The following is a 21,870-nucleotide window of genomic DNA, read 5'->3' as shown; positions in this document are numbered from 1 at the left end:
TCCCTCGCCACAACAGCTCACTTACAGATATTGCGCCATGATTTCGTCTATACGGCCGCTGTTGCGTAACTCATCCAATGCGGCCTGGAGCCTGGCCACCAGCTCATCCGGCACGTCTTTGTTCAACGCCAGGTAAAGCTGCGCACTGTTGAAGCGCAATACCGTCTTGAGCCCGTTCACCCCCACCTGCCGCGCCAGGTAACGCCCAGCGGGGTCGCCTGTGGCCCACAGGTCGATCTGGCCTTCCATAAGCTTTTGCGCATTATCCTGGTCACGCAGGGCGACTATCGGCTTGAGCCCCTGCTTGTCCAGGCTTTCGGCAATGGCATCGCCTTTGTAGGCGCCAATCTTGTAGCGGCGCGCTTGCTCCAGATTTTCCAACTCGATCTTGCTGTCTGCCTTGGCCAGCAACACCCAATCGTCCGGGCCGATAGGGCCGACCCATTTGAACAAGGCTTCACGATCTGGCAACCGCGCCATTACAAACACGCCGTAACCTGGCTGTTCCAGGGCGAGCTTGTAGATTCGCTCCCAAGGAAAACGCAGAGTGAGGTTGTAGGAAATGCCAGCGCGCTTGAAGGTTTCGCGCACGATGTCCACGGCAATGCCTTCGATGTTCTCGTCCTTGGCGAAGTTCTTGCCGTTTTTCGCCATGTTGTAGGGCGGGAAATTTTCCGTCAGCAACACCAGGGAGGCGTCAGACGGTTGTTCGGCGTGTGCCGTAGCCACCATGAACATGGAGGAACTGGCGAGGGCGAGCAGCAGGTGTTTGAACATGAAGGCTACCGGAATCCATGGCAAGCGCAGAGAGTGCCGCGAGCCTGCCATGGTGTCCAGCAGCGTTTAGCGCACGACGATACCGCGCGCTGCCATGTAGGCCTTGGCCTCGGGCACGGTGTATTCGCCAAAGTGGAAAATACTCGCCGCCAGCACCGCGCTGGCATGGCCTTCGAGCACGCCATCGGCCAGGTGTTGCAGGTTGCCAACCCCACCCGAAGCGATCACCGGGATGCCCAGTGCATCGCTGATGGCGCGGGTGACGCCCAGGTCGAAGCCGTTTTTCATGCCGTCCTGGTCCATGCTGGTCAGCAGGATTTCACCGGCGCCCAGGCCTTCCATCTTCATCGCCCACTCCACCGCGTCCAGCCCGGTAGGCTTGCGCCCGCCGTGGGTGAAGATCTCCCAGCGCGGGGTTTCGCCCGGGCCGGAGACCTTCTTGGCGTCGATAGCCACCACGATGCATTGCGAACCGAAGTGCTGCGCGGCTTCGCCGACAAACTCGGGGTTGAACACCGCAGCGGTGTTGATCGAGACCTTGTCCGCACCGGCATTGAGCAGGTTGCGGATGTCTTGCACTGTGCGCACGCCGCCACCCACGGTCAGCGGGATAAACACCTGGCTGGCCATGCGCTCGACGGTATGCAGCGTGGTATCGCGGCCATCGACGCTGGCGGTGATGTCGAGAAAGGTAATCTCGTCGGCACCTTGCTCATCGTAGCGACGGGCAATTTCCACCGGGTCGCCGGCGTCACGGATGTTCTCGAACTTGACGCCCTTGACCACGCGACCGTTGTCGACGTCCAGGCAAGGGATGATGCGTTTGGCCAGCGCCATGGTCAGTCCTCAGCCGTTGTAGGCGTCGCAGTAAGCCTGGGCTTCGGCGACGTCCAGAGTGCCTTCATAGATCGCACGGCCGGTGATGGCGCCGATGATCCCAGGCGCCTTGGCGTCCAGCAGCGACTTGATGTCGCCCAGGTTGTGGATGCCGCCGGAAGCGATCACCGGAATCTTGGTGGCCGCTGCCAGGGCTGCGGTGAAAGGTACGTTGCAGCCCTGCATCATGCCGTCTTTGGCGATGTCGGTATAAACGATGGCGGACACGCCGTCGGCTTCGAACTGCTTGGCCAGGTCGATCACTTGCACGGTGCTGATTTCAGCCCAGCCGTCGGTGGCGACGAAGCCGTCCTTGGCATCCAGGCCGACGATCACCTTGCCAGGGAACGCGCGGCAGGCTTCGGCGACGAAGGCTGGGTCTTTCACGGCCTTGGTGCCGATGATCACGTAGCTCACGCCCGCTTTCACGTAGTGCTCGATGGTTTCCAGGGAGCGGATACCGCCGCCGATCTGGATCGGCAGGGTCGGGTAGCGCTTGGCGATGGCGGTGACCACCTCGCCATTGACCGGCTGACCTTCGAAGGCGCCGTTCAGGTCCACCAGATGCAGACGACGGCAGCCCCCTTCTACCCATTTGGCAGCCATGCTCACCGGGTCATCGGAGAACACGGTGGAATCTTCCATGCGGCCTTGGCGCAGGCGGACACAAGCGCCGTCCTTGAGATCGATAGCGGGGATAATCAGCATCTGGCAAACCTTATTCGATATTCAGCAATGCTTGGGAAATCAGGGTTTCTCAAGCGACCACAAGTCGCTTTCGATGCTTTCGAACCTTTCCTTAAGGAGCGTCTGCGTGTCGAAAATCGCCCTGTTGTAATAATGCGGCGCCACTTCGGTGGTGAACAACTCAAGAATTTCGGCGACCTCGAACGAGCCCAGCTTGAGCTCGAAGCGGTCTTCCATGAACCGCTTGATCTTGTCGGTAGCCTCACGTTCCTGCTCGGGCGCGAGGTTCAAGATCGGCGGCTTCGGCTTCCTGGCCATTTACCAGCGACCATCCCACGCGGCGAAGTTCTGCAGCAATTGCAGGCCATGGGTATGGCTTTTCTCCGGGTGAAACTGCACGGCAAAGCGCGAACCATCGGCCAGTGCGGCGGCAAAATCGACGCCGTAATGCCCGCCACCCACCACCTGGCGCGGGTTACCGGCGGCGATGTAGTAGCTGTGCACGAAGTAGAAACGCGCCATGTCCGGGATGTCGTGCCACAGCGGGTGATCGACGGTGCGGCGTACTTCGTTCCAGCCCATGTGCGGGACTTTGAGGTGCTCGCCATCTTCATGCAGGTCTTTGCCGAAGAACTTCACCTGCCCTGGAAACAGGCCAATGCAGTCGACACCGCCGTTCTCTTCACTGCTGTCGAGCAAGGCTTGCATGCCCACGCAGATACCGAGGAAGGGGCGGTCCTGGCTGACTTCGCGCACCAGGCTATCAAAGCCCAGGCGACGGATCTCGGCCATGCAATCGCGAATCGCGCCGACGCCGGGGAACACCACACGGTCGGCTTCGCGAATCACGTTGGCATCGCTGGTGATCAGCACCTTGCCGGCGCCTACATGCTCAAGGGCCTTGGCCACCGAGTGCAGGTTACCCATGCCGTAATCGATAACCGCGACCGTCTGCATTACAGGACGCCCTTGGTCGACGGCATTTGCCCGCCCATGCGCTCATCGACTTCCACGGCCATGCGCAGTGCGCGGCCGAAAGCCTTGAACACGGTTTCGATCTGGTGGTGAGTGTTGGTGCCGCGCAGGTTGTCGATGTGCAGGCTGACCAGTGCGTGGTTGACAAAGCCCTGGAAGAATTCCTGGAACAGGTCGACGTCAAAGCCACGGCCCACGTTAGCGCGGGTGTACGGCACGTGCATCTGCAAACCCGGGCGACCGGAGAAGTCGATGACCACACGGGACAGCGCTTCATCCAACGGGACATAGGCATGGCCGTAGCGACGGATGCCTTTTTTGTCGCCGATGGCCTTGGCAAACGCCTGGCCGAGGGTGATGCCCACGTCTTCCACCATGTGGTGGTCGTCGATATGCAGGTCGCCTTTGCCGACGATATCCAGGTCGATCAGCCCGTGACGGGCGATCTGGTCCAGCATGTGCTCAAGAAAAGGTACACCGATATCAAATCGGGCCTTTCCGGTGCCATCCAGGTTGATCGAGGCTTTGATCTGGGTTTCCAGAGTGTCGCGCTCGACAGATGCCTTACGTTCGGCCATCACCAGCTCCGCAAAATCATTGGGCGAAAAAGGCAGCCATTATAGGGGCGCAGGCGCTAAACAGAAACAACGAAGGGGATAAGACTGACGAGTTGGAGCGAGGAATGTCGGGGATAGACATGTGCATACATGTGAGCATGGGCTTATGTGGGAGCTGGCTTGCCTGCGATGCATACACCTCGGGGTATCAGTTACACCGCAGTGATGCTATCGCAGGCAAGCCAGCTCCCACACAAGCCCGGCCCCACAGGAGCCGGGCCCACCCTTATTGGGGTGTCAGTGGAACAGTACCGCGGTCTTCTGCAGGGTCACCCACACACCCCACGCCAACGGAATACCCACTACCAGCCACGCAGCAATCGCCAGCGGCTTGCTGGCGGCGGAGGCCTTCCATTCCAGCACAGTGCTCGCATCAGCACCTTTGTCATGGCCCAGCGCCTGTTCGGCGGCAAGTTCCGCGTCGGTCATGAAGTACTTGTCGGCCACCGGGCGCACCAGCAGGTTGCAGATGAAGCCCAGCACCAGCAGGCCGGCGAGGATGTACAAGGTGATGTCGTAGGCCGCGGCGCGTTCAACGCCGATGCTCAACTGGTATTCACGCAGGTAGTTCACCAGCACCGGGCCCAATACGCCCGCAGCGGCCCAGGCGGTCAACAGGCGACCGTGGATCGCGCCAACCATCTGAGTGCCGAACAAGTCCGCCAGGTAGGCCGGAACCGTGGCAAAACCACCGCCGTACATCGACAGAATGATGCAGAACGCGGCCACGAACAGCGCCACGTTACCCAGGTGCCCCAGGTTCGGGATCAGCGCGTACAGGGCAAAGCCCAGGGCGAAGAACACAAAATAGGTGTTTTTACGCCCCAGGTAGTCGGAGAACGACGCCCAGAAGAACCGGCCACCGATGTTGAACAGGCTCAACAGGCCGGTAAAACCAGCGGCAATGGCTGCAATGGAGGCCAACTGGCCCGCATCCAATTGACCAAATGGCACATCAACACCCAGCAACTTGCCGCCGAACACTTCCTGCAGCAGTGGCGAAGCCATGCCCAGGATGCCGATACCGGCCGACACGTTCAGGCACAGCACCAGCCATACCAGGCGGAACTGCGGGGTTTTCCACGCGACATTCACATGCACATGGCGGTGAGTGATCATCGCATTGCTGGCTTTTTTCGCCGGAGCAGTCCAACCCTCAGGCTTCCAGCCGGTTGGCGGCACGCGATACAGCAGTGCGCCACCGATCATGAACACGAAGTAAATCGCCGCCATGACCACAAAGCTCTGCCATACACCGACGCTGGTCGGTGAAGAGAAATGGCCCATCAGCGCCGCGGCCAAAGGTGCACCCACCATCGCGCCGCCGCCAAAGCCCATGATCGCCATGCCGGTCGCCATGCCGCGTTTGTCCGGGAACCACTTGATCAAGGTCGAAACGGGCGAGATATAGCCCAGGCCCAGGCCAATACCGCCAATGACCCCGGAGCCGATCCACATCAGCCAGATCTGGTGGGTATAGATACCCAAGGCGGAGATCAGCAGGCCACCACACCAGCACAGCGCCGAGACAACACCAGCCTTACGCGGCCCGGCGTGTTCCAGCCAGCCGCCCCAGATTGCTGCGGAGCAGCCCAGGAAGATGAAGAACAGGGTATAGATCCAGCCCAGCATGGAGATGGGCCAGTCGCATTGGGACGAAAAGACTTGGGCGATAAAGCTCATGTCCGGCGCGCAGGCCACAGGTGCGGTGATGCCCAGCGCCTTGGACAAGGGCAGCCAGAACACCGAGAAGCCGTAGGCCATGCCGATGCACAAGTGGATGGCCAGTGCGGCCGGTGGAACCAGCCAGCGGTTGAAGCCCGGCTTGGCGATGATGCGCTCCTTGGACAGGAACGCAGGCTGTGCGGCGGCATTGCCGGCCACAGTGCTAGTGCTCATTGGTGTTTCCCCCAGTTATTGGTATGCGTCCGTCAGGCGCTCTCTCCCTCGGCCTTGCACGCAAAGCGTGGCCGTTTTGTTGAGTGAAGCTCCCTTTTAGGCGCGACGTTAAGTCGCAGAAGGCGGACGAACGTGCAGAGATTAGCACCAGTGGATGACGGAAAAATCAAACTGCCACTACCTTTTTTCGATTATCTGTATTTTCTTGACGTCAAAATCCCATTTCCGCACCGGTGGATACAATGTAACGATCCGTGAACTGACGCCGGCCTTCGGGCGTTATACTCTGCGGCTAAATTTTGAAATCGACATACAAGGACTCGCCCATGAAAGCGTTCGGCAAAATCCTGGGTCTGGTACTTCTCGGGCTGTTGCTGATCATTGTGGCGCTCGGCTTTGCCCTGACCCACCTTTTCGATCCCAACGACTACAAAGAAGAAATTCGCCAGATAGCCCGCGACAAGGCCCACATCGAGCTGACGCTCAATGGCGATATCGGCTGGAGCCTGTTCCCCTGGCTGGGCCTGGAGCTTCATGAAGCCAGCGTCGCAACCCTGACCGCACCGACTCAACCGTTTGCCGACTTGCAGATGCTCGGCCTCTCGGTGCGCGTACTGCCACTGCTGCGCCGCGAAGTACAAATGAGCGATGTGCGTGTCGAGGGCTTGAACCTGCGCCTGAACCGCGACAAACAAGGTCACGGCAACTGGGAAGACATCGGCAAGAACCTGCCCGACGAAACCGCCGGTGCCCCCGCTCCCGCGCCGGTCGAACCGGTGGCTGAAACCAAGCCGGAAAAACCGCCGCAGCCGATCCGCCTGGACATCGACAGCCTGACCATCAACAACGCCCGCGTCGAATACACCGATGAACAGACCGGCAAGCAATTGAGTGCCGAAAGTATCCAGTTGAGTGCCGGTGCCATCCACGAAGGCGCCAGCATCCCGCTGAAACTCACGGCGTTCCTGGGCAGCAACCAGCCGCTGATGCGGGTCAAGACTGAGCTGAACGGCAACTTGCGCATCCAGCGCGCGCTCAAGCGTTATCAGTTCGAAGACATGCGCTTGAGTGGCGAAGCCACCGGTGAGCCGTTGCAAGGCAAGACCGTGAGCTTCTCCACCCAGGGCCAACTGCTGGTGGACCTGGCGGCCAACGTCGCCGAATGGACCAACCTGAAACTGGCGGCCAACCAACTGCGCGCCTTGGGGGAACTGAAGGCCAATGACCTGGACAAAACCCCGCAGATCAGCGGCGCCCTGTCGGTTGCCCAGTTTGACCTGGCCAAGTTTCTTGAGAGCGTCGGCCACCCACTGCCTGCCATGGCCCCAGGCAGCCTGAGCAAGGTCGAACTGGTGAGCCGCCTCAAGGGCACGCCCACCAGCGTCGCCCTGGAAAACTTGAACCTGAAGCTCGATGCCAGCACCTTCACCGGCCGCATCGCCGTGGATGACTTCGCCAAGCAGTCACTGCGTGTGCAGCTCAAGGGCGATACCTTCAATGCCGACAATTACCTGCCGGCCAAATCCGAAGCCGCCAAAGGCGCAACCGCCGCACGCCAGGCCGAAGTACAGAGCAGCGAAGCCGGCGCCATGGCGGCAGGCGGCAGTACACCATTGCCGGAGGCGCCAACCAAAGGTGCCTGGAGCAACGACAAACTGCTGCCGCTGACGCGCCTGCGCAGCCTGGACGTGAATGCAGACCTGGCCTTTGGCGAACTGACCCTGAGCCAGTTGCCCATTCAGAACGCGGTGCTCAAAGCCTCTGGCATTGACGGGCAACTCAAGCTCGACACCCTCAGCGGCGGTCTCTACAACGGCACGTTCCAGGCCAACGGCACACTCGACGTACGCCAGGACACGCCCGTGCTGGCCCTGCAAAGCCACATCAAGCAGGTGCCCGTTGAGCGCATCCTGCAGGCCCAAGGGAAAAACCCGCCGGTCAAAGGCCAGCTCACCCTCGACAGTAACCTCAACGGCCGTGGCAATAGCCAGAAGGCCTTGATCGACAGCCTCAACGGCACCGCCAGCATCGTGATCAACAACGGTGTGCTGCTCAATGCCAACATCGAGCAGCAACTGTGCACCGGCATCGCCCTGCTCAACCGCAAGACCCTGAGCGCCACACCAGGCGGCAAGGACACGCCCTTCCAGGAACTGCGCGGCAACCTCACGTTCCGTAACGGCGTGGCCAGCAACCCCGACCTGAAAGTACGTATCCCTGGCCTGACGCTCAACGGCAACGGCGATGTGGATTTACGCGTGCTGGGCATGGACTACCGCGTCGGCATCATCGTCGAAGGCGACAAGCGTGACGTGCCGGACCCAGCCTGCCAGGTCGGCGCCAACTTCCAGGGCATTGAGGTGCCCCTGCGCTGCCGAGGCCCGCTTGAGCTTGGCGCCAAGGCCTGCCGCCTGGACAAGGACGGCCTGGGCCAGGTCGCCCTCAAGGCTGCCGGCAACCGCCTCAACGAGAAGCTGGAAGAGAAACTCGACAAGGTTAACCCCAAGCTCAAAGACGCATTGAAAGGCCTGTTCAACCGATGAGAAACGAGCAGTTTTCACAAGCGGTGCTGGACTGGTACGACCGCCATGGCCGCCACGACCTGCCTTGGCAACAGGACATCACCCCTTACCGGGTGTGGGTGTCGGAGATCATGCTGCAACAGACCCAGGTCAGCACCGTGCTCAACTACTTCGACCGGTTCATGGCGTCCCTGCCGACCGTCGAAGCCCTGGCCGCTGCGCCGGAAGATGAAGTGCTGCACCTGTGGACGGGCCTGGGCTACTACACCCGGGCGCGCAACCTGCAGAAGACCGCCAAGATCGTGGTGGCCGAACACGGCGGCGAATTCCCCCGCGACGTGGAAAAGCTCACCGAGCTGCCGGGCATCGGCCTGTCCACCGCTGGCGCGATTGCCAGCCTGAGCATGGGCCTGCGCGCGCCGATCCTCGACGGCAACGTCAAACGCGTGCTGGCGCGCTTTACCGCGCAAGAGGGTTACCCGGGCGAGCCCAAGGTCGCCAAACAGCTGTGGGCCACCGCAGAGCGCTTCACACCCTTTGAGCGCGTCAACGCCTACACCCAGGCCATGATGGACATGGGCGCCACCCTGTGCACCCGCAGCAAACCCAGCTGCCTGCTGTGCCCGCTGGAAAAAGGCTGCGAAGCCCACATGCTGGGCCTGGAAACACGCTACCCGATCCCGAAGCCGCGCAAGACCATCCCGCAAAAGCGCACGCTGATGCCCATGCTGGCCAACGCAGAGGGCGCGATCCTGCTTTACCGTCGCCCGTCTACGGGCTTGTGGGGCGGCTTGTGGAGCTTGCCGGAGCTGGACGACCTGCAAGACCTGGATCACCTCGCCAACCAGCACGCGCTGGCGCTGGGCAAGCATCAGGAACTGCCCGGGCTGGTCCACACTTTCAGCCACTTCCAACTGGCCATCGAACCCTGGCTGGTCCAGGTCGAGGAAACCGCCCATCACGTGGCCGAGGCCGACTGGCTCTGGTATAACCTCGCCACCCCGCCGCGCCTGGGCCTTGCCGCCCCGGTGAAAAAACTGCTGAAGCGCGCGGCCGACGTATTGAACGCAGGAGTTTCGTCATGACCCGCACCATCATGTGCCGCAAGTACAAAGAAGAACTGCCAGCCCTGGAGCGCCCTCCGTACCCAGGTGCCAAGGGCCAGGACATCTACGAGCACGTCTCCGCCAAAGCCTGGGGCGACTGGTTGAAACACCAGACCCTGCTGATCAACGAAAAACGCCTGAACATGATGAACGCCGAAGACCGTAAATACCTGGCCGGCGAAATGGACAAGTTCTTTTCCGGCGAGGAATACGCCAAGGCCGACGGCTACGTGCCGCCTGCTCAATAATTGATCAAAAACCAGGGTCTGCACGTAAGCGACGGTAATAATTAAATATTTTTTGAAAACTTGCTTGACGACCCCCTGAAAAACCCGTTTAATGCGCCCCGTTGCCCAGATAGCTCAGTCGGTAGAGCAGGGGATTGAAAATCCCCGTGTCGGCGGTTCGATTCCGTCTCTGGGCACCAAAATACCGAGAAACCCCAAGGAACAATGCGTTCCTTGGGGTTTTTTATTGCCTGCGATTTAATGCGACTCACGCAGTTACGGACACGATGTCGCAGCAGGACGATTGAGGGTTATTTTTGGCTGGACTCAATCGTTCAGCCTTTACCCAAATCTCAGTTGTAAGGTTTTTTCATGACCCGCTTCTTGCTTTGCACCCTGTTACTACTGACCGCCCTGCTCAGTGGGTGTGCCACGCAGCTGGACGTAGCGATCAACGCGACGCCTGATCCCGACTATCACTTCGACCGGCAGGCAACCGTGCTGGTGACCTCCACTGGCGGAAGTGATGAAAACTCACTCAATGCTCGCTACTACCTGCGTGACATGGTCCGCGCCATGCAGGACCAAGGCTTTCGCAATGTCTTCACCGACACCACCCTGCCCAAGAACCACGCGCCGATCAAAATGACCGTCACCCTGGACGTCGACAGCAAGCAGGTGACGTATCGCTATACCGCCACCGAATACGGGCAGGTGGCAAAAAGCACCACCACTCAATGCAAGAAGAACAAGAAAAAGACCGACCAACTGACCTGCACCAGCACTCCAAACACCTCCTACGGCCCGGTAGGGACCTCGGAGCGCACCGGCTACACCACGCTCACCACCTTCCGGGTCACCGCTCGTGATGAAGTGAGCAGGCGCGCTGTCTACCTGCTAAGGGCGTCGTCCTATAACGACGACTGCCAAGCCGCCAAGGTCGAAGCCTTCCTGGTGCAGCAGGGTTTGCAGAACCTGAATTTCCAGGACCGCGTGCAGCGCAATTACACGGTCACGATGCCTGAAAGCTTCCGTTGCAAATAATCATCTGCTCGACAGGCCCTTGGCTCAAGGGCCTCCTTACTTGAGCAAGAACACCATCAACGGGTTGTCATTCAAGCGCCCTTGATAGCTCGGCGCCAGGTGCTCCACCGGCGACCCCTTCAACAGCGCGGTCTCCTTGCGCGACACGATCACCCAGGAGGGCCGGGGCAGCGCCGCCAACTTCTCAAGCTCGTGACGCCCGACAAACAGCGGCTGTTCATCGTGATCCAGGTTCATCATGTAGCGCACCGCCCAGGTATCCCGGGCCAGGTCGACAAACACCAACGGACCCGGCTGCGCCTGGCGCAACGCCTCCACCTGGCTGACAAACCGCCGGGTGTCGAATTGCAGGTCCTTGGCCGGCTCTATCACCGTCACCAGCAACAGCCATTGCGCCACCAGCGCGATCAGACTGAGCCACACCAACCGCCATGCTCGCTGCCAGGCAATCAACGCGGCAGCTTGCAGCACCACCAACACGCCGATCATCAACGGCAAGGAAATCTCCGGCCAGTAGCCCTGTTTATGCCAGGCGTGTCGACACACAAACAACACAACCACGCACAACGCCGGCAGCGCCGCGACGAGCCATTCATAGCAACGGCGCACACCCACCAGCCAGCCTTGCGCGTGAAGCAGCCCATAGGCAGCGACAGCCGCAAACATCGGCACCATCGGCAGAATGTAATAAGCGCGCTTGAAATGCGGTACCGACAGGCCGAGCAGAATCATCAAGCCGCAGCCCCCGAACCGCACCAGCAATTGCAGGTGCTCATTGCCCCAACGCTCGGGCCAGCGATGGCGCAACGCAAACAGGGTCGCAAACGCCAGCGGAACCACCGGGAAGTAGCGGTACAAGCTCAGTTGGAAGTAAAAGTAAAACGGCTCACCCGACTCATCCAGACGCCCACCGACTTGCATCTTGAAGACTTCATCGGCAAACGCAGCGCCACCACTGAACCGCGCAAGCTTCATCAGCAGCCACCAGCACGCTGCGAGCAACACCAGGCCGGCAACGCCGTGGATCAGCACCTGCCGGACACGCTCTCCCGGCTTGCCCAATGCCCAATACACACACACCACCCCGCAGACTTCAATCAACCCCAGCGGCCCACGTATGGCAAAACCCAGGATGAACAGCGGGAACACCGCCAGTTGCCTCAGCCGTGACCCGAGGCGTTCGCCGGTGTGCAGCAGATAGAAACTGCCCACGCATAACAACGCGACCATCTGATCCAGGCACACCGAGCGCGACTTTTCGAGTAACTGGGCGGTGAGCAGCGTGAGCAGCACCGTCAGCAGCGACCAGGCACGGCTGTAGGGCGCCAGCAGGCGATACATCAGCGCGATCACCCCCGCCGACGCGAGCGCTGTGGGCAGCACATTCGCCAAGTGGTTCGGCGCGTCAAACAAGCGGGCGAATAGATAACTGAAGAAGGTCGCGGTGCCGGGGTAATCCGCATAGGGCTGGCCGTAGGTGGTGGGGAAAAGACTCGCGCCATGGCGATACATTTCCTGCAGGAACAGCGCCCAACGCCCGTCAAAACCCTGGGGCTGCTGATCCCAGATACCTACTGTGAACAACAAGAGAGCGACCAGGAAAATACCCAGTGACTCCAGGCGAAAACGGTTGCGGTGATCCATCGGGTGACCTGTCAGGTGGGAAGCGCTGGCGTATGGTGCCGAACGCGCCCCTGAATGGCGCCTGAACAGACCTGAACATTCACGCGGTTACCGACTGGTGGGCCACACCACTGCCGGGATCAGGCGAACGTAGGCCAACTCGGCAACCAGCTCGATCAGGGTCTGCAGGATCACCACCGTTGCGGCCAAACCGCGCACATCCTCCGGCAGGGCCAGCGCCAATGGCAAAACCACCAGCGAATTACGCGTCGACGCACTGAACGTCACCGCCCGCGCCGTCACCGCTGGCAGTGCGAACAGCCGCGCAGCCCCAATACCCATCAACGGTGCCAACAGTACAAAGGCCACGTAGATTGGAATGACCGGCAACAACAAATTGATATCTCGCACCACCGCAGTGATGTGCGAAGCGAGCACGACAAACAACACCAGCGCCATCGCCGGCACCGGCAACCACGCCCAGGCGCTGCTCCAAAGACCGATAGCGCTCGAACGCCGCGCAAGCGCGCTGGTGAGGACAGCCAGAAGCATCGGCACCACAATCAACCCCACGAACGCCTCTACAAATGGCCCCGCCGCTACCACCACGCTGGATTTCTCGCCCAACATCAGCCCCAGGTATACCGGCAACAGCAGCAGTTGCAGCAAAAGCAACAGCGGGGTTGCCGCCAGCATCGAACGCGAATCGCCCTTGCCGATATGGGTAAACACCACCACGTAGTCGATACAGGGCGTTAGCAACACCAGCAGAGCGCCCACCAGCAACGCCGGACGCTCCACCAGGCCGCGGGTCAACCCCCACACCAGCAAAGGCACCAGAATGAAATTGGCCAGCAGCAAGGCCGCCATGAATCGCTTGTTGCCCAAGCCTTGGCGCAGCTCAAGAAAGGGTATCTGCAAAAACATCGCATACATCAGCACGGCGATGGCAGGTGTCACCCAAAGGCTGAAGCCCTGCGCCGACAAGGGCCAGAACAGGCCAAACGTGACGGCCACAAAGACGGCAACAAAGTAGATCGGGACCTGATGGTGTTCCAGGGTGTCACGGGTCATGGGCGGGCTCTGGTGGGTCAATAGACTGTCAGCCTAAGTACCCGCGCAGATAAGGTCGAGCACTACAGCAATCATTGCCGCCCGAGAAACCCTTGGGATTTACCCCAACCTGCGCTTCAATACACCCTCCAGACCAGACCCCCAAGGACGTTGAGCCCATGGCCTCGCCAAACAAGCAGCAAAAACGCGCCCACCGGGCAAAAGCCAAGGCCAAGCAAAACCGCACCCAGCGCGCCGTGGCGCACAAGCCGGATGCCTTCGCGGGCGACGACAGCCGCATCGACCTTGAGTCGGTGGATTTGACTGAACTGTTCGTCGAAATGCGTGCCGCTGGCGAGATCAGCCAGCAGGCGCTGTGTGCGGTGTTCCTGGCGCACCCGTTGCTGGCGTTGGTGCTGGAGCAGGAAGGCGAAGAAGAAGCGACCGACTTTATCCTGGCGGCGCTGATCGAGTATCGGCAGTGGGCGACGGACAGCGATGACGAAGCCGCGGCGTTAGCGTGGATTGAGTCGCCGCAGTTCCAGGCCGATTACGTGGCGGCGTCCCAGGCGCTGGCCAACGCCCCCGACTGACACAAAATAAAAATGTGGGAGCGGGCTTGCCCTAATGCCAGTCAGTTAAGAGCTCGAGCAGACAACCAGTGACTTGTGGCGAGGGAGCTTGCTCCCGCTGGACTGCGTAGCAGTCCCATTTTTGGGGCCGCTTCGCGCCCCAGCGGGAGCAAGCTCCCTCGCCACAGTTACCGATGCTGTCTTAACTGACTGGTATTAGGGCTTGCCCGCGATGGCGGTGTGTCAGTCGACGAATATATCGACTGGCAGTCCGTCATCGCGGGCAAGCCCGGCTCCCACATTGTTGCGCGGTGCACTACCACCGTCTCTCGTCAGCTAAGCGCCGCAGCCCCCACTCTTTGGGCCTTGCGACGGCTCGCCACCACCAACCCCGCCAATACCACCAGCAAGCTCAGAACCCCGGTGGCGATGATCTCGACCCGGTGCGCTTCCTGGAACAGCATGATGGTCAACGTACCGACGATAAACACCATTACCGCGTACGTCAGGCCTGGGAACAGCCACATCTTGAAGACGATCTTCTCGCCCGCTGCCGCACGCTTCTGGCGCATGCGCAGTTGCGACACGGCAATCACCAGGTACACCAGCAACGCAATGGCGCCGGAGCTGGCCAGCAGGAATTCGAACACCGCCGCCGGAGCGACGTAGTTGGCGAATACCGCCAGGAACGCGGCGCCGGTAGACAGCAACACCGCCCAGTAAGGCGTGCCGCTCTTGTTGGTGCGCTTGGCCACGGCCGGTGCGTCACCGCGACGGCCCAGGGAGAACAGCATGCGCGACGCGGTGTACAGCGCCGAGTTGAGGCAGCTGGTCACGGCAACCAGTACCACCAGGTCGACAATCAGCTTGGCGTTCGGAATGCCCATGCGCTCCAGCACGGTCTGGTAGGAACCTACGGCAGCCAGGGTCGGATCGTTCCAAGGCACCAGGGACACCACGATGAAGATCGACAACAGGTAGAACAAACCAATCCGCCAGATCACCGAGTTGGTGGCCTTGGTGATTTGCTGGCCCGGGTTCTTCGATTCGGCTGCGGCGATGGTGACAATCTCGGTGCCCATGAACGAGAACATGGTGGTCAGGATCGCCGCCAATACGGCACCCATGCCGTTGGGCATGAACCCTTGGGTATCGAACAGGTGCGAAACACCGCTGACCTGGCTGGTGGGCAAGAAGCCGAAGATCGCGGCCAGGCCGAGGATCACAAAGCCCACGATCGCTACGACCTTGATCAGCGCAAACCAGAACTCGAACTCGCCGTAGTTCTTCACGCTGAACAAGTTGGTTGCGGTGAGCAGCAAGGTAATGACCAGGGTGAACACCCAGATCGCCACGTCGGGGAACCAGGCGTGCAGGATGGTCGCCGCCGCGTTGGCTTCCAGCGGAATCACCAGCACCCAGAACCACCAGTAGAGCCAGCCAATGGTGAAACCGGCCCAGTGGCCGATTGCCCGGTCGGCATAGGTAGAGAACGAACCGGTATCCGGTGACGCAACGGCCATCTCGGCCAGCATGCGCATCACCAGGACTACCAGCGTACCGGCGGCTGCATAGGCCAACAGCACAGCCGGGCCGGCAGCAGCGATCGCATGGCCGGAGCCGACAAACAAACCGGCGCCGATGACACCGGCAATCGACAGCATGGTGACGTGACGCGGTTTGAGCCCCTGTTCGAGGTCATTGGAGCTTTGCGTACTACTCATTGACACACCTTTGCGAGGAATTGCGAAAACGGTTCGCCCGGCTTGCAGCCTTTCTCGTGAAAAGAATCCAACAGGGCGTTCTTTATTTTTTACGCAAGATTTGCGCCAAAATATTTCAGAACCACAGTTGGCGGGGGCTGTAGGACAATCCACTACTCATCGCAAGTCATTGAGAACAATGGCATTCCGCTATAGCGTTACCGTGCGACTCACATTCGTGGCATTGCGACGCACCAAAAACACACACAAAAAGTACGTGACGCCCCATAACCGGGCTGATATGGACCGTTTGCCCGGTTAACCCTTCCAACACCCGGCCAAAGCTGGCACCATCGCGCCCTTTTTTACGCGAAGCCTGTGGATCTTTCTGGGTCAAACGTCTGTAGGTTGTTGATGGCGCGACACACTGCTGCGCCGATGCGACACCCTGCCGCAGACCACCGGTTAACCGTCCGCAGCGCTGTTGGCTGTCATCCAAACGCTATGCTAGCTTGGCGCCTCGCCAGGAAGGCGGCCCAACAGCGAAGATCGCAACGAACACAATGAGGACCGCACATGGCCGAGGCCACGCCCGCGCTTGAAATCCGCAACTTGCATAAACGCTATGGTGAGCTTGAGGTACTCAAAGGTATCTCGCTGACCGCTCGCGACGGCGATGTGATCTCGATCCTGGGTTCCTCCGGTTCCGGCAAGTCCACTTTCCTGCGCTGCATCAACCTGCTGGAAAACCCGCACCAGGGCCAGATCCTGGTGGCCGGCGAAGAACTCAAGCTAAAGGCCGCGAAAAACGGCGAACTGATGGCCGCCGACGGCAAGCAGATCAACCGCCTGCGCAGCGAAATCGGGTTTGTGTTTCAAAACTTTAACCTGTGGCCGCACATGAGCATCCTCGACAACATCATCGAGGCTCCTCGGCGCGTGCTCGGCCAGAGCAAGGCCGAAGCGATAGAAGTGGCCGAGGCCCTGCTGGCCAAGGTTGGTATCGCCGACAAGCGCCACGCCTACCCTGCGCAACTCTCTGGCGGCCAACAACAACGCGCAGCGATTGCGCGTACCCTGGCGATGCAGCCTAAAGTCATCCTGTTCGACGAACCGACGTCGGCGCTTGACCCGGAAATGGTCCAGGAAGTACTTAATGTGATCCGCGCGCTGGCCGAAGAAGGCCGCACCATGCTGCTGGTCACCCACGAAATGGGCTTCGCCCGCCAGGTATCCAGCGAAGTGGTGTTTTTGCACCAGGGCCTGGTCGAAGAGCAAGGATCGCCACAGCAGGTATTTGAAAACCCGCTTTCGGCGCGCTGCAAACAATTCATGTCCAGCAACCGCTAACGGAGCAACATGCATGCAGACCTATAAGAAATTCCTTCTGGCCGCGGCCGTCTCGATGGCGTTCAGCGCCACGGCCATGGCAGAAACCTTGAAGATGGGGATCGAAGCGGCCTACCCGCCGTTCAACAATAAAGACGCCAGCGGTAACGTTGTCGGCTTCGACAAGGACATCGGCGACGCCCTGTGCGCCAAGATGAAAGTCGAGAAGTGCGAAGTGTATGTGTCCGACTGGGACGGCATCATCCCGGCCCTGAACGCCAAGAAGTTCGACTTCCTGGTGTCTTCGCTGTCGATCACCGACGAGCGCAAGCAGGCGGTTGACTTCACCGACCCGTACTACTCCAACAAGCTGCAGTTCATTGCGCCCAAAGCCACTGCGGATTTCAAGACCGACGCCACTTACCTCAAAGGCAAGGTGATCGGTGCACAGCGCGCAACGCTGGCCGGTACCTATCTGGAAGACAAGCTGCCGGACACCGAAGCCAAGCTCTACGACACGCAGGAAAACGCCTACCTCGACCTGACCTCCGGTCGCCTCGACGGCATCCTGGCTGACAAGTACGTGCAGTACGAATGGCTCAAGAGCAAAGACGGTTCGGCCTATGAATTCAAAGGCGACCCGGTGGTAGAAAGCGACAAGATTGGTATCGCCGTACGCAAAGGCGACCCGCTGCGCGAGCGCCTGAACAAAGCCCTGGCAGAGATCAAGGCAGACGGCACCTACAAGAAGATCAACGACAAGTACTTCCCGTTCAGCATCGAATGATCTGAACGGCCTGCCCGACGCGCTCCTGCGAGCGCGCTGGCTTTTAGCAATGCCTGCCGCGATATGAAAACACCATGAATTTCGATCTCTACGGATTCGGCCCGGCCCTTGCCGCCGGCGCGCTGATGACCGTCAAACTGGCGCTCACGGCCCTGTGCCTGGGGCTGGTGCTCGGCCTTGCCGGCGCCTTGGCCAAGACCTCCCCGTACAAGCCACTGCAATGGCTGGGCGGCGCTTATTCGACCATCGTGCGCGGTATTCCCGAGCTGCTGTGGGTGCTGCTGATTTACTTCGGCACCGTCAACCTGATGCGTGCGCTCGGTGAGTTCTTCGGCAACCCCGACCTGTCGCTGAGTGCCTTCGCCGCCGGCGTCATCGCCCTGGGCCTGTGCTTCGGCGCCTACGCAACGGAAGTGTTCCGCGGCGCGATCCTCGCCATTCCCAAGGGCCACCGCGAAGCCGGTGTGGCGTTGGGGCTGTCGAAGTTTCGGATTTTCACCCGGCTGATCATGCCGCAGATGTGGCGCATCGCCCTGCCGGGCCTGGGTAACCTGTTCATGATCCTGATGAAAGACACCGCGCTGGTGTCGGTGATCGGCCTGGAAGAAATCATGCGCCACGCGCAGATCGGCGTGACCGTGACCAAGCAACCCTTCACCTTCTTCATGGTCGCCGCATTCATGTACCTGGGCCTGACCGTACTGGCGATGACCAGCATGCACTTCCTGGAAAAACGCGCCGCCCGCGGCTTTGCAAGGAGCACCCAATGAGCGGCGACTACAGCTGGCTATCGCACTTTGACCTGGGCCTGAACTGGGCCGTGATCATCAAGTGGCTGCCGAAGTTGGCCCAGGGCGCAACCCTGACCCTGGAGCTGGTGGCAATCGCCGTGATCGCCGGCCTGCTGCTGGCGATCCCTCTGGGCATCGCCCGCTCTTCGCGCCGCTGGTACGTGAGCGCCCTGCCCTACGGCTACATTTTCTTCTTCCGTGGCACGCCGCTGCTGGTGCAGTTGTTCCTGGTGTATTACGGCCTGGCGCAGTTCGACGCCGTGCGCAACAGCTTCATGTGGCCGTACCTGCGAGACCCGTTCTGGTGCGCCACCGCCACCATGACCCTGCACACCGCCGCCTACATTGCCGAGATCCTGCGCGGTGCGATCCAGGCCATTCCGCCGGGCGAGATCGAAGCGGCGCGGGCCCTGGGCATGTCCAAGCCCAAGACGCTGTTCTACATCATCCTGCCACGCGCCTCGCGCATCGGCCTGCCGGCCTACAGCAACGAAGTGATCCTGATGCTCAAGGCCAGCGCCTTGGCCAGTACCGTGACCCTGCTGGAACTGACCGGCATGGCGCGCACCATCATTGCCCGCACTTACCTGCCGGTGGAGATTTTCTTCGCTGCGGGGTTGTTCTACCTGCTGATGGCCTACGTGCTGGTGCGCGGCTTCAAACTGCTGGAAAAATGGCTGCGCGTCGATGCATGCCAAGGCCGTTGAGGCACGCTTCCAGGCACTGGATGCATTCCTGATCGAGCACCAAGGGCTGTGGCGACCACGGCCCTTTACTCAGTTGCAGCTGCCCTGGGAAACCGAGCATCCCGAGTTATCCCAGTGGCTGCGTCGGCGTTCGTTAGCCGAAGCTGAAGCCAGTCACAACCAACCCCACGACCTGCCCGCGCCCACACCTTTTCCACAGCTGGCCGCTCACGCGCTGCGCCTCGCTACTGTGGATAAGTTACCCACGCACACCCTTGAGCCCGCTCGCCACCGTCTGAACGTCGACGTGCCAGGGCGCAAATGGCAACAGATCGAAGCCTTCGGCGCCGCGCTGTCCTTTATCCAAACGCCAGCCCACTGGCTGGACTGGTGCGCCGGCAAAGGCCATCTAGGCCGCCGCCTGCTGCAACCCGGCCAACAGCTGACCTGCCTGGAATACGACCCCGCCCTGATCGCCTCCGGCCAAGCCTTGAGTGATCGCCACGGCCTGCCCGCAACCCATCATCTGCAAGACGTGATGGCGGATGTCGCGATCCAGCCCGAACACACGCCGGTCGCCCTGCATGCCTGCGGCGACCTGCATGTGCGCCTGCTGCAACTGGCCAGCGCCGCCGGCTGCAAACAACTGGCCCTGGCGCCCTGCTGCTACAACCGCATCACCGCCGACCGTTATCAAGCCCTCTCCGCCGCCGGGCGCGCCTCCTTGCTGCAACTGTCGATTGATGACCTGGGCCTGCCCCTGAGCGAAACCGTCACCGCCGGCAACCGTGTACGCCAACAACGGGACACATCCATGGCCCGCCGCCTGGGCTTTGACCAACTGCAACGGCAACTGCGTGACTGCGACGACTACCTGCCAACACCTTCCCTGCCCGCCAGTTGGCTGGATAAACCCTTTGCCGACTATTGCCAGGAACTGGCAAGCCTCAAGGGCTTATCCACAGGCGAGCAGAACTGGCCGGCCCTGGAAGCTCACGGCTGGCAACGCCTGGCCGAGGTGCGCAACCTTGAGTTAGTGAGAGGCTTGTTTCGACGCCCATTGGAACTGTGGTTGATATTGGACCGGGCACTGTTCATGGTGGAACAGGGCTACAACGTCGAGGTCGGCAGCTTCTGCGAACCATCGTTGACCCCTCGCAACCTGATGGTGCTGGCCGAGCGCGAATAAAGGGCAAAAAATCCTACAAGCGCCCTGTGGATAACTCTGTTGATGAATACTTTGCAGAGGCCCTAGATATCGGCACTTCACACCAAAAGCCGGCCTGGTCATTTTTTGTTCACAAAATAAAGTGCACACAAAACAGGCAGTTGCAGCGTGCTGAGAACTGCTGCACAAAATGGCTGTTTCGTGACAGCTGTTACCAACCGATTGTGCATAAGCATCTGGCGCCACGCGCATAACGGGCGCTTTATGCGGTCTGTTTTGGCGCCTTCAGCCACAGGCAAACCTCGTTGATATCATCACTGGCCAGCCGTTTCGCCACGTTATCCAGCGGGTCGGATGAGTAGGCCAACGCCTCGTTGATGGCCATATCGCGATGAACTTCCAACGGGTCTTTACCTAAGCGATGCTTGAACGCCTCGACCATGTCCAGGCTGAAGGGGTTACTCTCATCCACCTGGTTAATCACCACCTGCACAACCGGCGGGCGCTCGCCCTCAAGGTGCGGAGCGAGCAGCAGGTCCAAATGATCCAGGGTCCCAAGGCAAGCAGCGTCCGCCTGCACGATGACCAGCACCACATCGGCAACGCTCAACGCTTGATGGAAATAGACGTTATTACCCGCGGGCGTATCGATGATCACCGTGTGCCGCTCGCTGAGCCCCAGGCATCCAAGACGCTGCGCCAGCCAACCGGGCTCCTGCTTGAGCCAGCGCTCGAGGCTCTCCTGCTGCTGGATATCGATATCGCCGAAGGTCATCACCTGGCAACCGGCAAAGCCCAACTGCTGCAAGGGCGCCCATTGCCCATGCTCCAGACTGGTGCGGCCGATTCCGGGCAAGGTGGAACTGACCCCAAAGTGATGATGCAAGGCATTCTGCGGGTCCAGGTCCAGCGCCACCACCGACTCGCCCAGGCGCTGCAACCCACTGCTCAAGGCCGTGACCAGCGTGCTGCGGCCCACACCGCCATTGATAGACACCAACGCCACTATTTTAGGGCGCAGCTCCGGGGCAACGATGGGCTGTTGGTGGATACTTTCGTCAGGAACACTGCCGAAAAAGTGCATTCTTGCATTGATGCCGTCGGCATCATGGGTAACGTCTTTGCCAAACAACGCCAGAATTTCTTTGCTTAGGCTCATAGCCTGCTCCTCACGACGCAGCTTAAAGACGTGAAGGTCAGCAAGTGCGGGCACTTGCCGCAGGTCTTTTTATAGGCGCCCTTATTGTGGGCATTCTGTGACAAAGGGTTTGAAGTGTCATTATTTTGCTGTTTTTATGCTCGGCTTTTTAGATGGACGGTAGATAGTCAATTTAATGGCTTTTCAGCGTGTGCTTTTCCACAGGCTTGCAACCTGTGAAAACGTGCCCAAGACAGCCTAATCGCAAGAAACCTCCGACTTTGCAAAAA

The 21,870-nt window shown here is 60.3% G+C and carries 21 protein-coding genes and 1 tRNA gene; 11 read left to right on the top strand and 11 right to left on the bottom strand.

All coding sequences use genetic code 11. From position 1 onward, the window contains the following. Positions 1 to 21 precede the first annotated feature (21 nt). From BT204_RS04475 to BT204_RS04445, 7 genes are all read right to left on the bottom strand, one after another. Positions 22 to 777: a substrate-binding periplasmic protein gene (locus BT204_RS04475; protein WP_054897549.1), complete on the bottom strand. Its 756-nt coding sequence runs from the start codon at positions 775 to 777 to the stop codon at positions 22 to 24. 66 nt (positions 778 to 843) lie between these two features. Then, entirely contained in the window at positions 844 to 1,614 is a 771-nt protein-coding gene (gene hisF / locus BT204_RS04470) for an imidazole glycerol phosphate synthase subunit HisF (RefSeq protein WP_003187786.1), read from the bottom strand. Between the two features lie 9 nt (positions 1,615 to 1,623). Continuing rightward, a complete protein-coding gene (gene hisA / locus BT204_RS04465) occupies positions 1,624 to 2,361 on the bottom strand; it encodes a 1-(5-phosphoribosyl)-5-[(5-phosphoribosylamino)methylideneamino]imidazole-4-carboxamide isomerase (protein WP_032894030.1) in 738 nt (245 codons plus the stop codon). 39 nt (positions 2,362 to 2,400) lie between these two features. Further along, positions 2,401 to 2,658, bottom strand: a complete 258-nt coding sequence (locus BT204_RS04460; protein ID WP_032894032.1) for a DUF2164 domain-containing protein — start codon at positions 2,656 to 2,658, stop codon at positions 2,401 to 2,403. After that, positions 2,659 to 3,297 carry an imidazole glycerol phosphate synthase subunit HisH gene (gene hisH, locus BT204_RS04455; RefSeq protein ID WP_054897551.1) on the bottom strand — a complete coding sequence of 213 codons (639 nt, stop codon included), beginning with the start codon at positions 3,295 to 3,297 and terminating at the stop codon, positions 2,659 to 2,661. Then, the gene (gene hisB / locus BT204_RS04450) at positions 3,297 to 3,893 is read right to left on the bottom strand and encodes an imidazoleglycerol-phosphate dehydratase HisB (protein ID WP_003187781.1); all 597 of its coding nucleotides are present in this window, start codon (positions 3,891 to 3,893) and stop codon (positions 3,297 to 3,299) included. The genes hisH and hisB overlap by 1 nt, the downstream gene beginning before the upstream one ends. A 276-nt stretch (positions 3,894 to 4,169) precedes the next feature. Then, complete coding sequence (locus tag BT204_RS04445) at positions 4,170 to 5,831, bottom strand: OFA family MFS transporter (RefSeq protein ID WP_054897552.1); 1,662 nt, start codon at positions 5,829 to 5,831, stop codon at positions 4,170 to 4,172. 326 nt (positions 5,832 to 6,157) lie between these two features. Between BT204_RS04445 and BT204_RS04440 the strand changes: the two genes are divergently transcribed. The 5 genes from BT204_RS04440 to BT204_RS04420 all read left to right on the top strand — a co-directional run bounded on the left by BT204_RS04440 (position 6,158) and on the right by BT204_RS04420 (position 10,730). Next, positions 6,158 to 8,374: an AsmA family protein gene (locus tag BT204_RS04440; RefSeq protein WP_072445788.1), complete on the top strand. Its 2,217-nt coding sequence runs from the start codon at positions 6,158 to 6,160 to the stop codon at positions 8,372 to 8,374. After that, positions 8,371 to 9,438: an A/G-specific adenine glycosylase gene (gene mutY / locus BT204_RS04435; RefSeq protein ID WP_072445787.1), complete on the top strand. Its 1,068-nt coding sequence runs from the start codon at positions 8,371 to 8,373 to the stop codon at positions 9,436 to 9,438. Before BT204_RS04440 ends, mutY begins: the two co-directional genes overlap by 4 nt. After that, complete coding sequence (locus BT204_RS04430) at positions 9,435 to 9,707, top strand: oxidative damage protection protein (RefSeq protein WP_034125530.1); 273 nt, start codon at positions 9,435 to 9,437, stop codon at positions 9,705 to 9,707. Before mutY ends, BT204_RS04430 begins: the two co-directional genes overlap by 4 nt. Before the next feature lie 103 nt (positions 9,708 to 9,810). Next, positions 9,811 to 9,886: transfer RNA gene (locus tag BT204_RS04425), tRNA-Phe, on the top strand. A 172-nt stretch (positions 9,887 to 10,058) separates the two neighbouring features. After that, on the top strand, positions 10,059 to 10,730 hold the full coding sequence (locus BT204_RS04420; protein ID WP_034125529.1) for a hypothetical protein: 672 nt from the start codon (positions 10,059 to 10,061) through the stop codon (positions 10,728 to 10,730). Positions 10,731 to 10,766: 36 nt separating this feature from the next. Here BT204_RS04420 and BT204_RS04415 read toward each other — a convergent pair whose 3' ends face one another. Further along, positions 10,767 to 12,374 (bottom strand): ArnT family glycosyltransferase, encoded by a 1,608-nt coding sequence (locus BT204_RS04415; RefSeq protein WP_072445786.1) that lies wholly within the window; start codon positions 12,372 to 12,374, stop codon positions 10,767 to 10,769. 87 nt (positions 12,375 to 12,461) lie between these two features. Continuing rightward, entirely contained in the window at positions 12,462 to 13,427 is a 966-nt protein-coding gene (locus BT204_RS04410; RefSeq protein ID WP_072445785.1) for an arsenic resistance protein, read from the bottom strand. A gap of 158 nt (positions 13,428 to 13,585) precedes the next feature. Here BT204_RS04410 and BT204_RS04405 point away from each other — a divergent pair, with 158 nt between their 5' ends. Beyond that, positions 13,586 to 13,999: a hypothetical protein gene (locus BT204_RS04405; RefSeq protein ID WP_034125526.1), complete on the top strand. Its 414-nt coding sequence runs from the start codon at positions 13,586 to 13,588 to the stop codon at positions 13,997 to 13,999. A gap of 311 nt (positions 14,000 to 14,310) precedes the next feature. Here BT204_RS04405 and gabP read toward each other — a convergent pair whose 3' ends face one another. After that, positions 14,311 to 15,702 (bottom strand): GABA permease, encoded by a 1,392-nt coding sequence (gene gabP, locus BT204_RS04400; protein WP_054899112.1) that lies wholly within the window; start codon positions 15,700 to 15,702, stop codon positions 14,311 to 14,313. A gap of 555 nt (positions 15,703 to 16,257) precedes the next feature. Here gabP and BT204_RS04395 point away from each other — a divergent pair. The 5 genes from BT204_RS04395 to BT204_RS04375 all read left to right on the top strand — a co-directional run bounded on the left by BT204_RS04395 (position 16,258) and on the right by BT204_RS04375 (position 20,463). Continuing rightward, positions 16,258 to 17,031, top strand: a complete 774-nt coding sequence (locus BT204_RS04395; RefSeq protein WP_010213906.1) for an ABC transporter ATP-binding protein — start codon at positions 16,258 to 16,260, stop codon at positions 17,029 to 17,031. A gap of 13 nt (positions 17,032 to 17,044) precedes the next feature. Beyond that, a complete protein-coding gene (locus BT204_RS04390) occupies positions 17,045 to 17,797 on the top strand; it encodes an ABC transporter substrate-binding protein (RefSeq protein WP_014716503.1) in 753 nt (250 codons plus the stop codon). 74 nt (positions 17,798 to 17,871) lie between these two features. Beyond that, complete coding sequence (locus BT204_RS04385; RefSeq protein ID WP_005783890.1) at positions 17,872 to 18,567, top strand: ABC transporter permease; 696 nt, start codon at positions 17,872 to 17,874, stop codon at positions 18,565 to 18,567. Positions 18,568 to 18,605: 38 nt separating this feature from the next. Further along, positions 18,606 to 19,295 (top strand): ABC transporter permease, encoded by a 690-nt coding sequence (locus BT204_RS04380; RefSeq protein ID WP_032803763.1) that lies wholly within the window; start codon positions 18,606 to 18,608, stop codon positions 19,293 to 19,295. After that, a complete protein-coding gene (locus BT204_RS04375) occupies positions 19,276 to 20,463 on the top strand; it encodes a methyltransferase (RefSeq protein WP_072445784.1) in 1,188 nt (395 codons plus the stop codon). Before BT204_RS04380 ends, BT204_RS04375 begins: the two co-directional genes overlap by 20 nt. A 241-nt stretch (positions 20,464 to 20,704) precedes the next feature. On the opposite strand, the gene bcsQ is transcribed toward BT204_RS04375, so the two are convergent. Continuing rightward, positions 20,705 to 21,601, bottom strand: a complete 897-nt coding sequence (bcsQ, locus tag BT204_RS04370; RefSeq protein WP_072445783.1) for a cellulose biosynthesis protein BcsQ — start codon at positions 21,599 to 21,601, stop codon at positions 20,705 to 20,707. Positions 21,602 to 21,870: the final 269 nt, after the last annotated feature.

This window comes from Pseudomonas sp. NFPP02 (assembly GCF_900119355.1).
GTDB lineage: Bacteria > Pseudomonadota > Gammaproteobacteria > Pseudomonadales > Pseudomonadaceae > Aquipseudomonas > Aquipseudomonas paracarnis.
The sequence above is the reverse complement of the archived record's forward strand: the minus strand, read 5'-3'. Positions and strand labels throughout refer to the sequence as shown.

Bases quoted from the DNA above. Each gene is read 5' to 3' on its own strand.
- BT204_RS04475 (WP_054897549.1), bottom strand. From the start codon at position 777: ATGTTCAAACACCTGCTGCTCGCCCTCGCCAGTTCCTCCATGTTCATG.
- hisF (WP_003187786.1), bottom strand. From the start codon at position 1,614: ATGGCGCTGGCCAAACGCATCATCCCTTGCCTGGACGTCGACAACGGT.
- hisA (WP_032894030.1), bottom strand. From the start codon at position 2,361: ATGCTGATTATCCCCGCTATCGATCTCAAGGACGGCGCTTGTGTCCGC.
- BT204_RS04460 (WP_032894032.1), bottom strand. From the start codon at position 2,658: ATGGCCAGGAAGCCGAAGCCGCCGATCTTGAACCTCGCGCCCGAGCAG.
- hisH (WP_054897551.1), bottom strand. From the start codon at position 3,297: ATGCAGACGGTCGCGGTTATCGATTACGGCATGGGTAACCTGCACTCG.
- hisB (WP_003187781.1), bottom strand. From the start codon at position 3,893: ATGGCCGAACGTAAGGCATCTGTCGAGCGCGACACTCTGGAAACCCAG.
- BT204_RS04445 (WP_054897552.1), bottom strand. From the start codon at position 5,831: ATGAGCACTAGCACTGTGGCCGGCAATGCCGCCGCACAGCCTGCGTTC.
- BT204_RS04440 (WP_072445788.1), top strand. From the start codon at position 6,158: ATGAAAGCGTTCGGCAAAATCCTGGGTCTGGTACTTCTCGGGCTGTTG.
- mutY (WP_072445787.1), top strand. From the start codon at position 8,371: ATGAGAAACGAGCAGTTTTCACAAGCGGTGCTGGACTGGTACGACCGC.
- BT204_RS04430 (WP_034125530.1), top strand. From the start codon at position 9,435: ATGACCCGCACCATCATGTGCCGCAAGTACAAAGAAGAACTGCCAGCC.
- BT204_RS04420 (WP_034125529.1), top strand. From the start codon at position 10,059: ATGACCCGCTTCTTGCTTTGCACCCTGTTACTACTGACCGCCCTGCTC.
- BT204_RS04415 (WP_072445786.1), bottom strand. From the start codon at position 12,374: ATGGATCACCGCAACCGTTTTCGCCTGGAGTCACTGGGTATTTTCCTG.
- BT204_RS04410 (WP_072445785.1), bottom strand. From the start codon at position 13,427: ATGACCCGTGACACCCTGGAACACCATCAGGTCCCGATCTACTTTGTT.
- BT204_RS04405 (WP_034125526.1), top strand. From the start codon at position 13,586: ATGGCCTCGCCAAACAAGCAGCAAAAACGCGCCCACCGGGCAAAAGCC.
- gabP (WP_054899112.1), bottom strand. From the start codon at position 15,702: ATGAGTAGTACGCAAAGCTCCAATGACCTCGAACAGGGGCTCAAACCG.
- BT204_RS04395 (WP_010213906.1), top strand. From the start codon at position 16,258: ATGGCCGAGGCCACGCCCGCGCTTGAAATCCGCAACTTGCATAAACGC.
- BT204_RS04390 (WP_014716503.1), top strand. From the start codon at position 17,045: ATGCAGACCTATAAGAAATTCCTTCTGGCCGCGGCCGTCTCGATGGCG.
- BT204_RS04385 (WP_005783890.1), top strand. From the start codon at position 17,872: ATGAATTTCGATCTCTACGGATTCGGCCCGGCCCTTGCCGCCGGCGCG.
- BT204_RS04375 (WP_072445784.1), top strand. From the start codon at position 19,276: ATGCATGCCAAGGCCGTTGAGGCACGCTTCCAGGCACTGGATGCATTC.
- bcsQ (WP_072445783.1), bottom strand. From the start codon at position 21,601: ATGAGCCTAAGCAAAGAAATTCTGGCGTTGTTTGGCAAAGACGTTACC.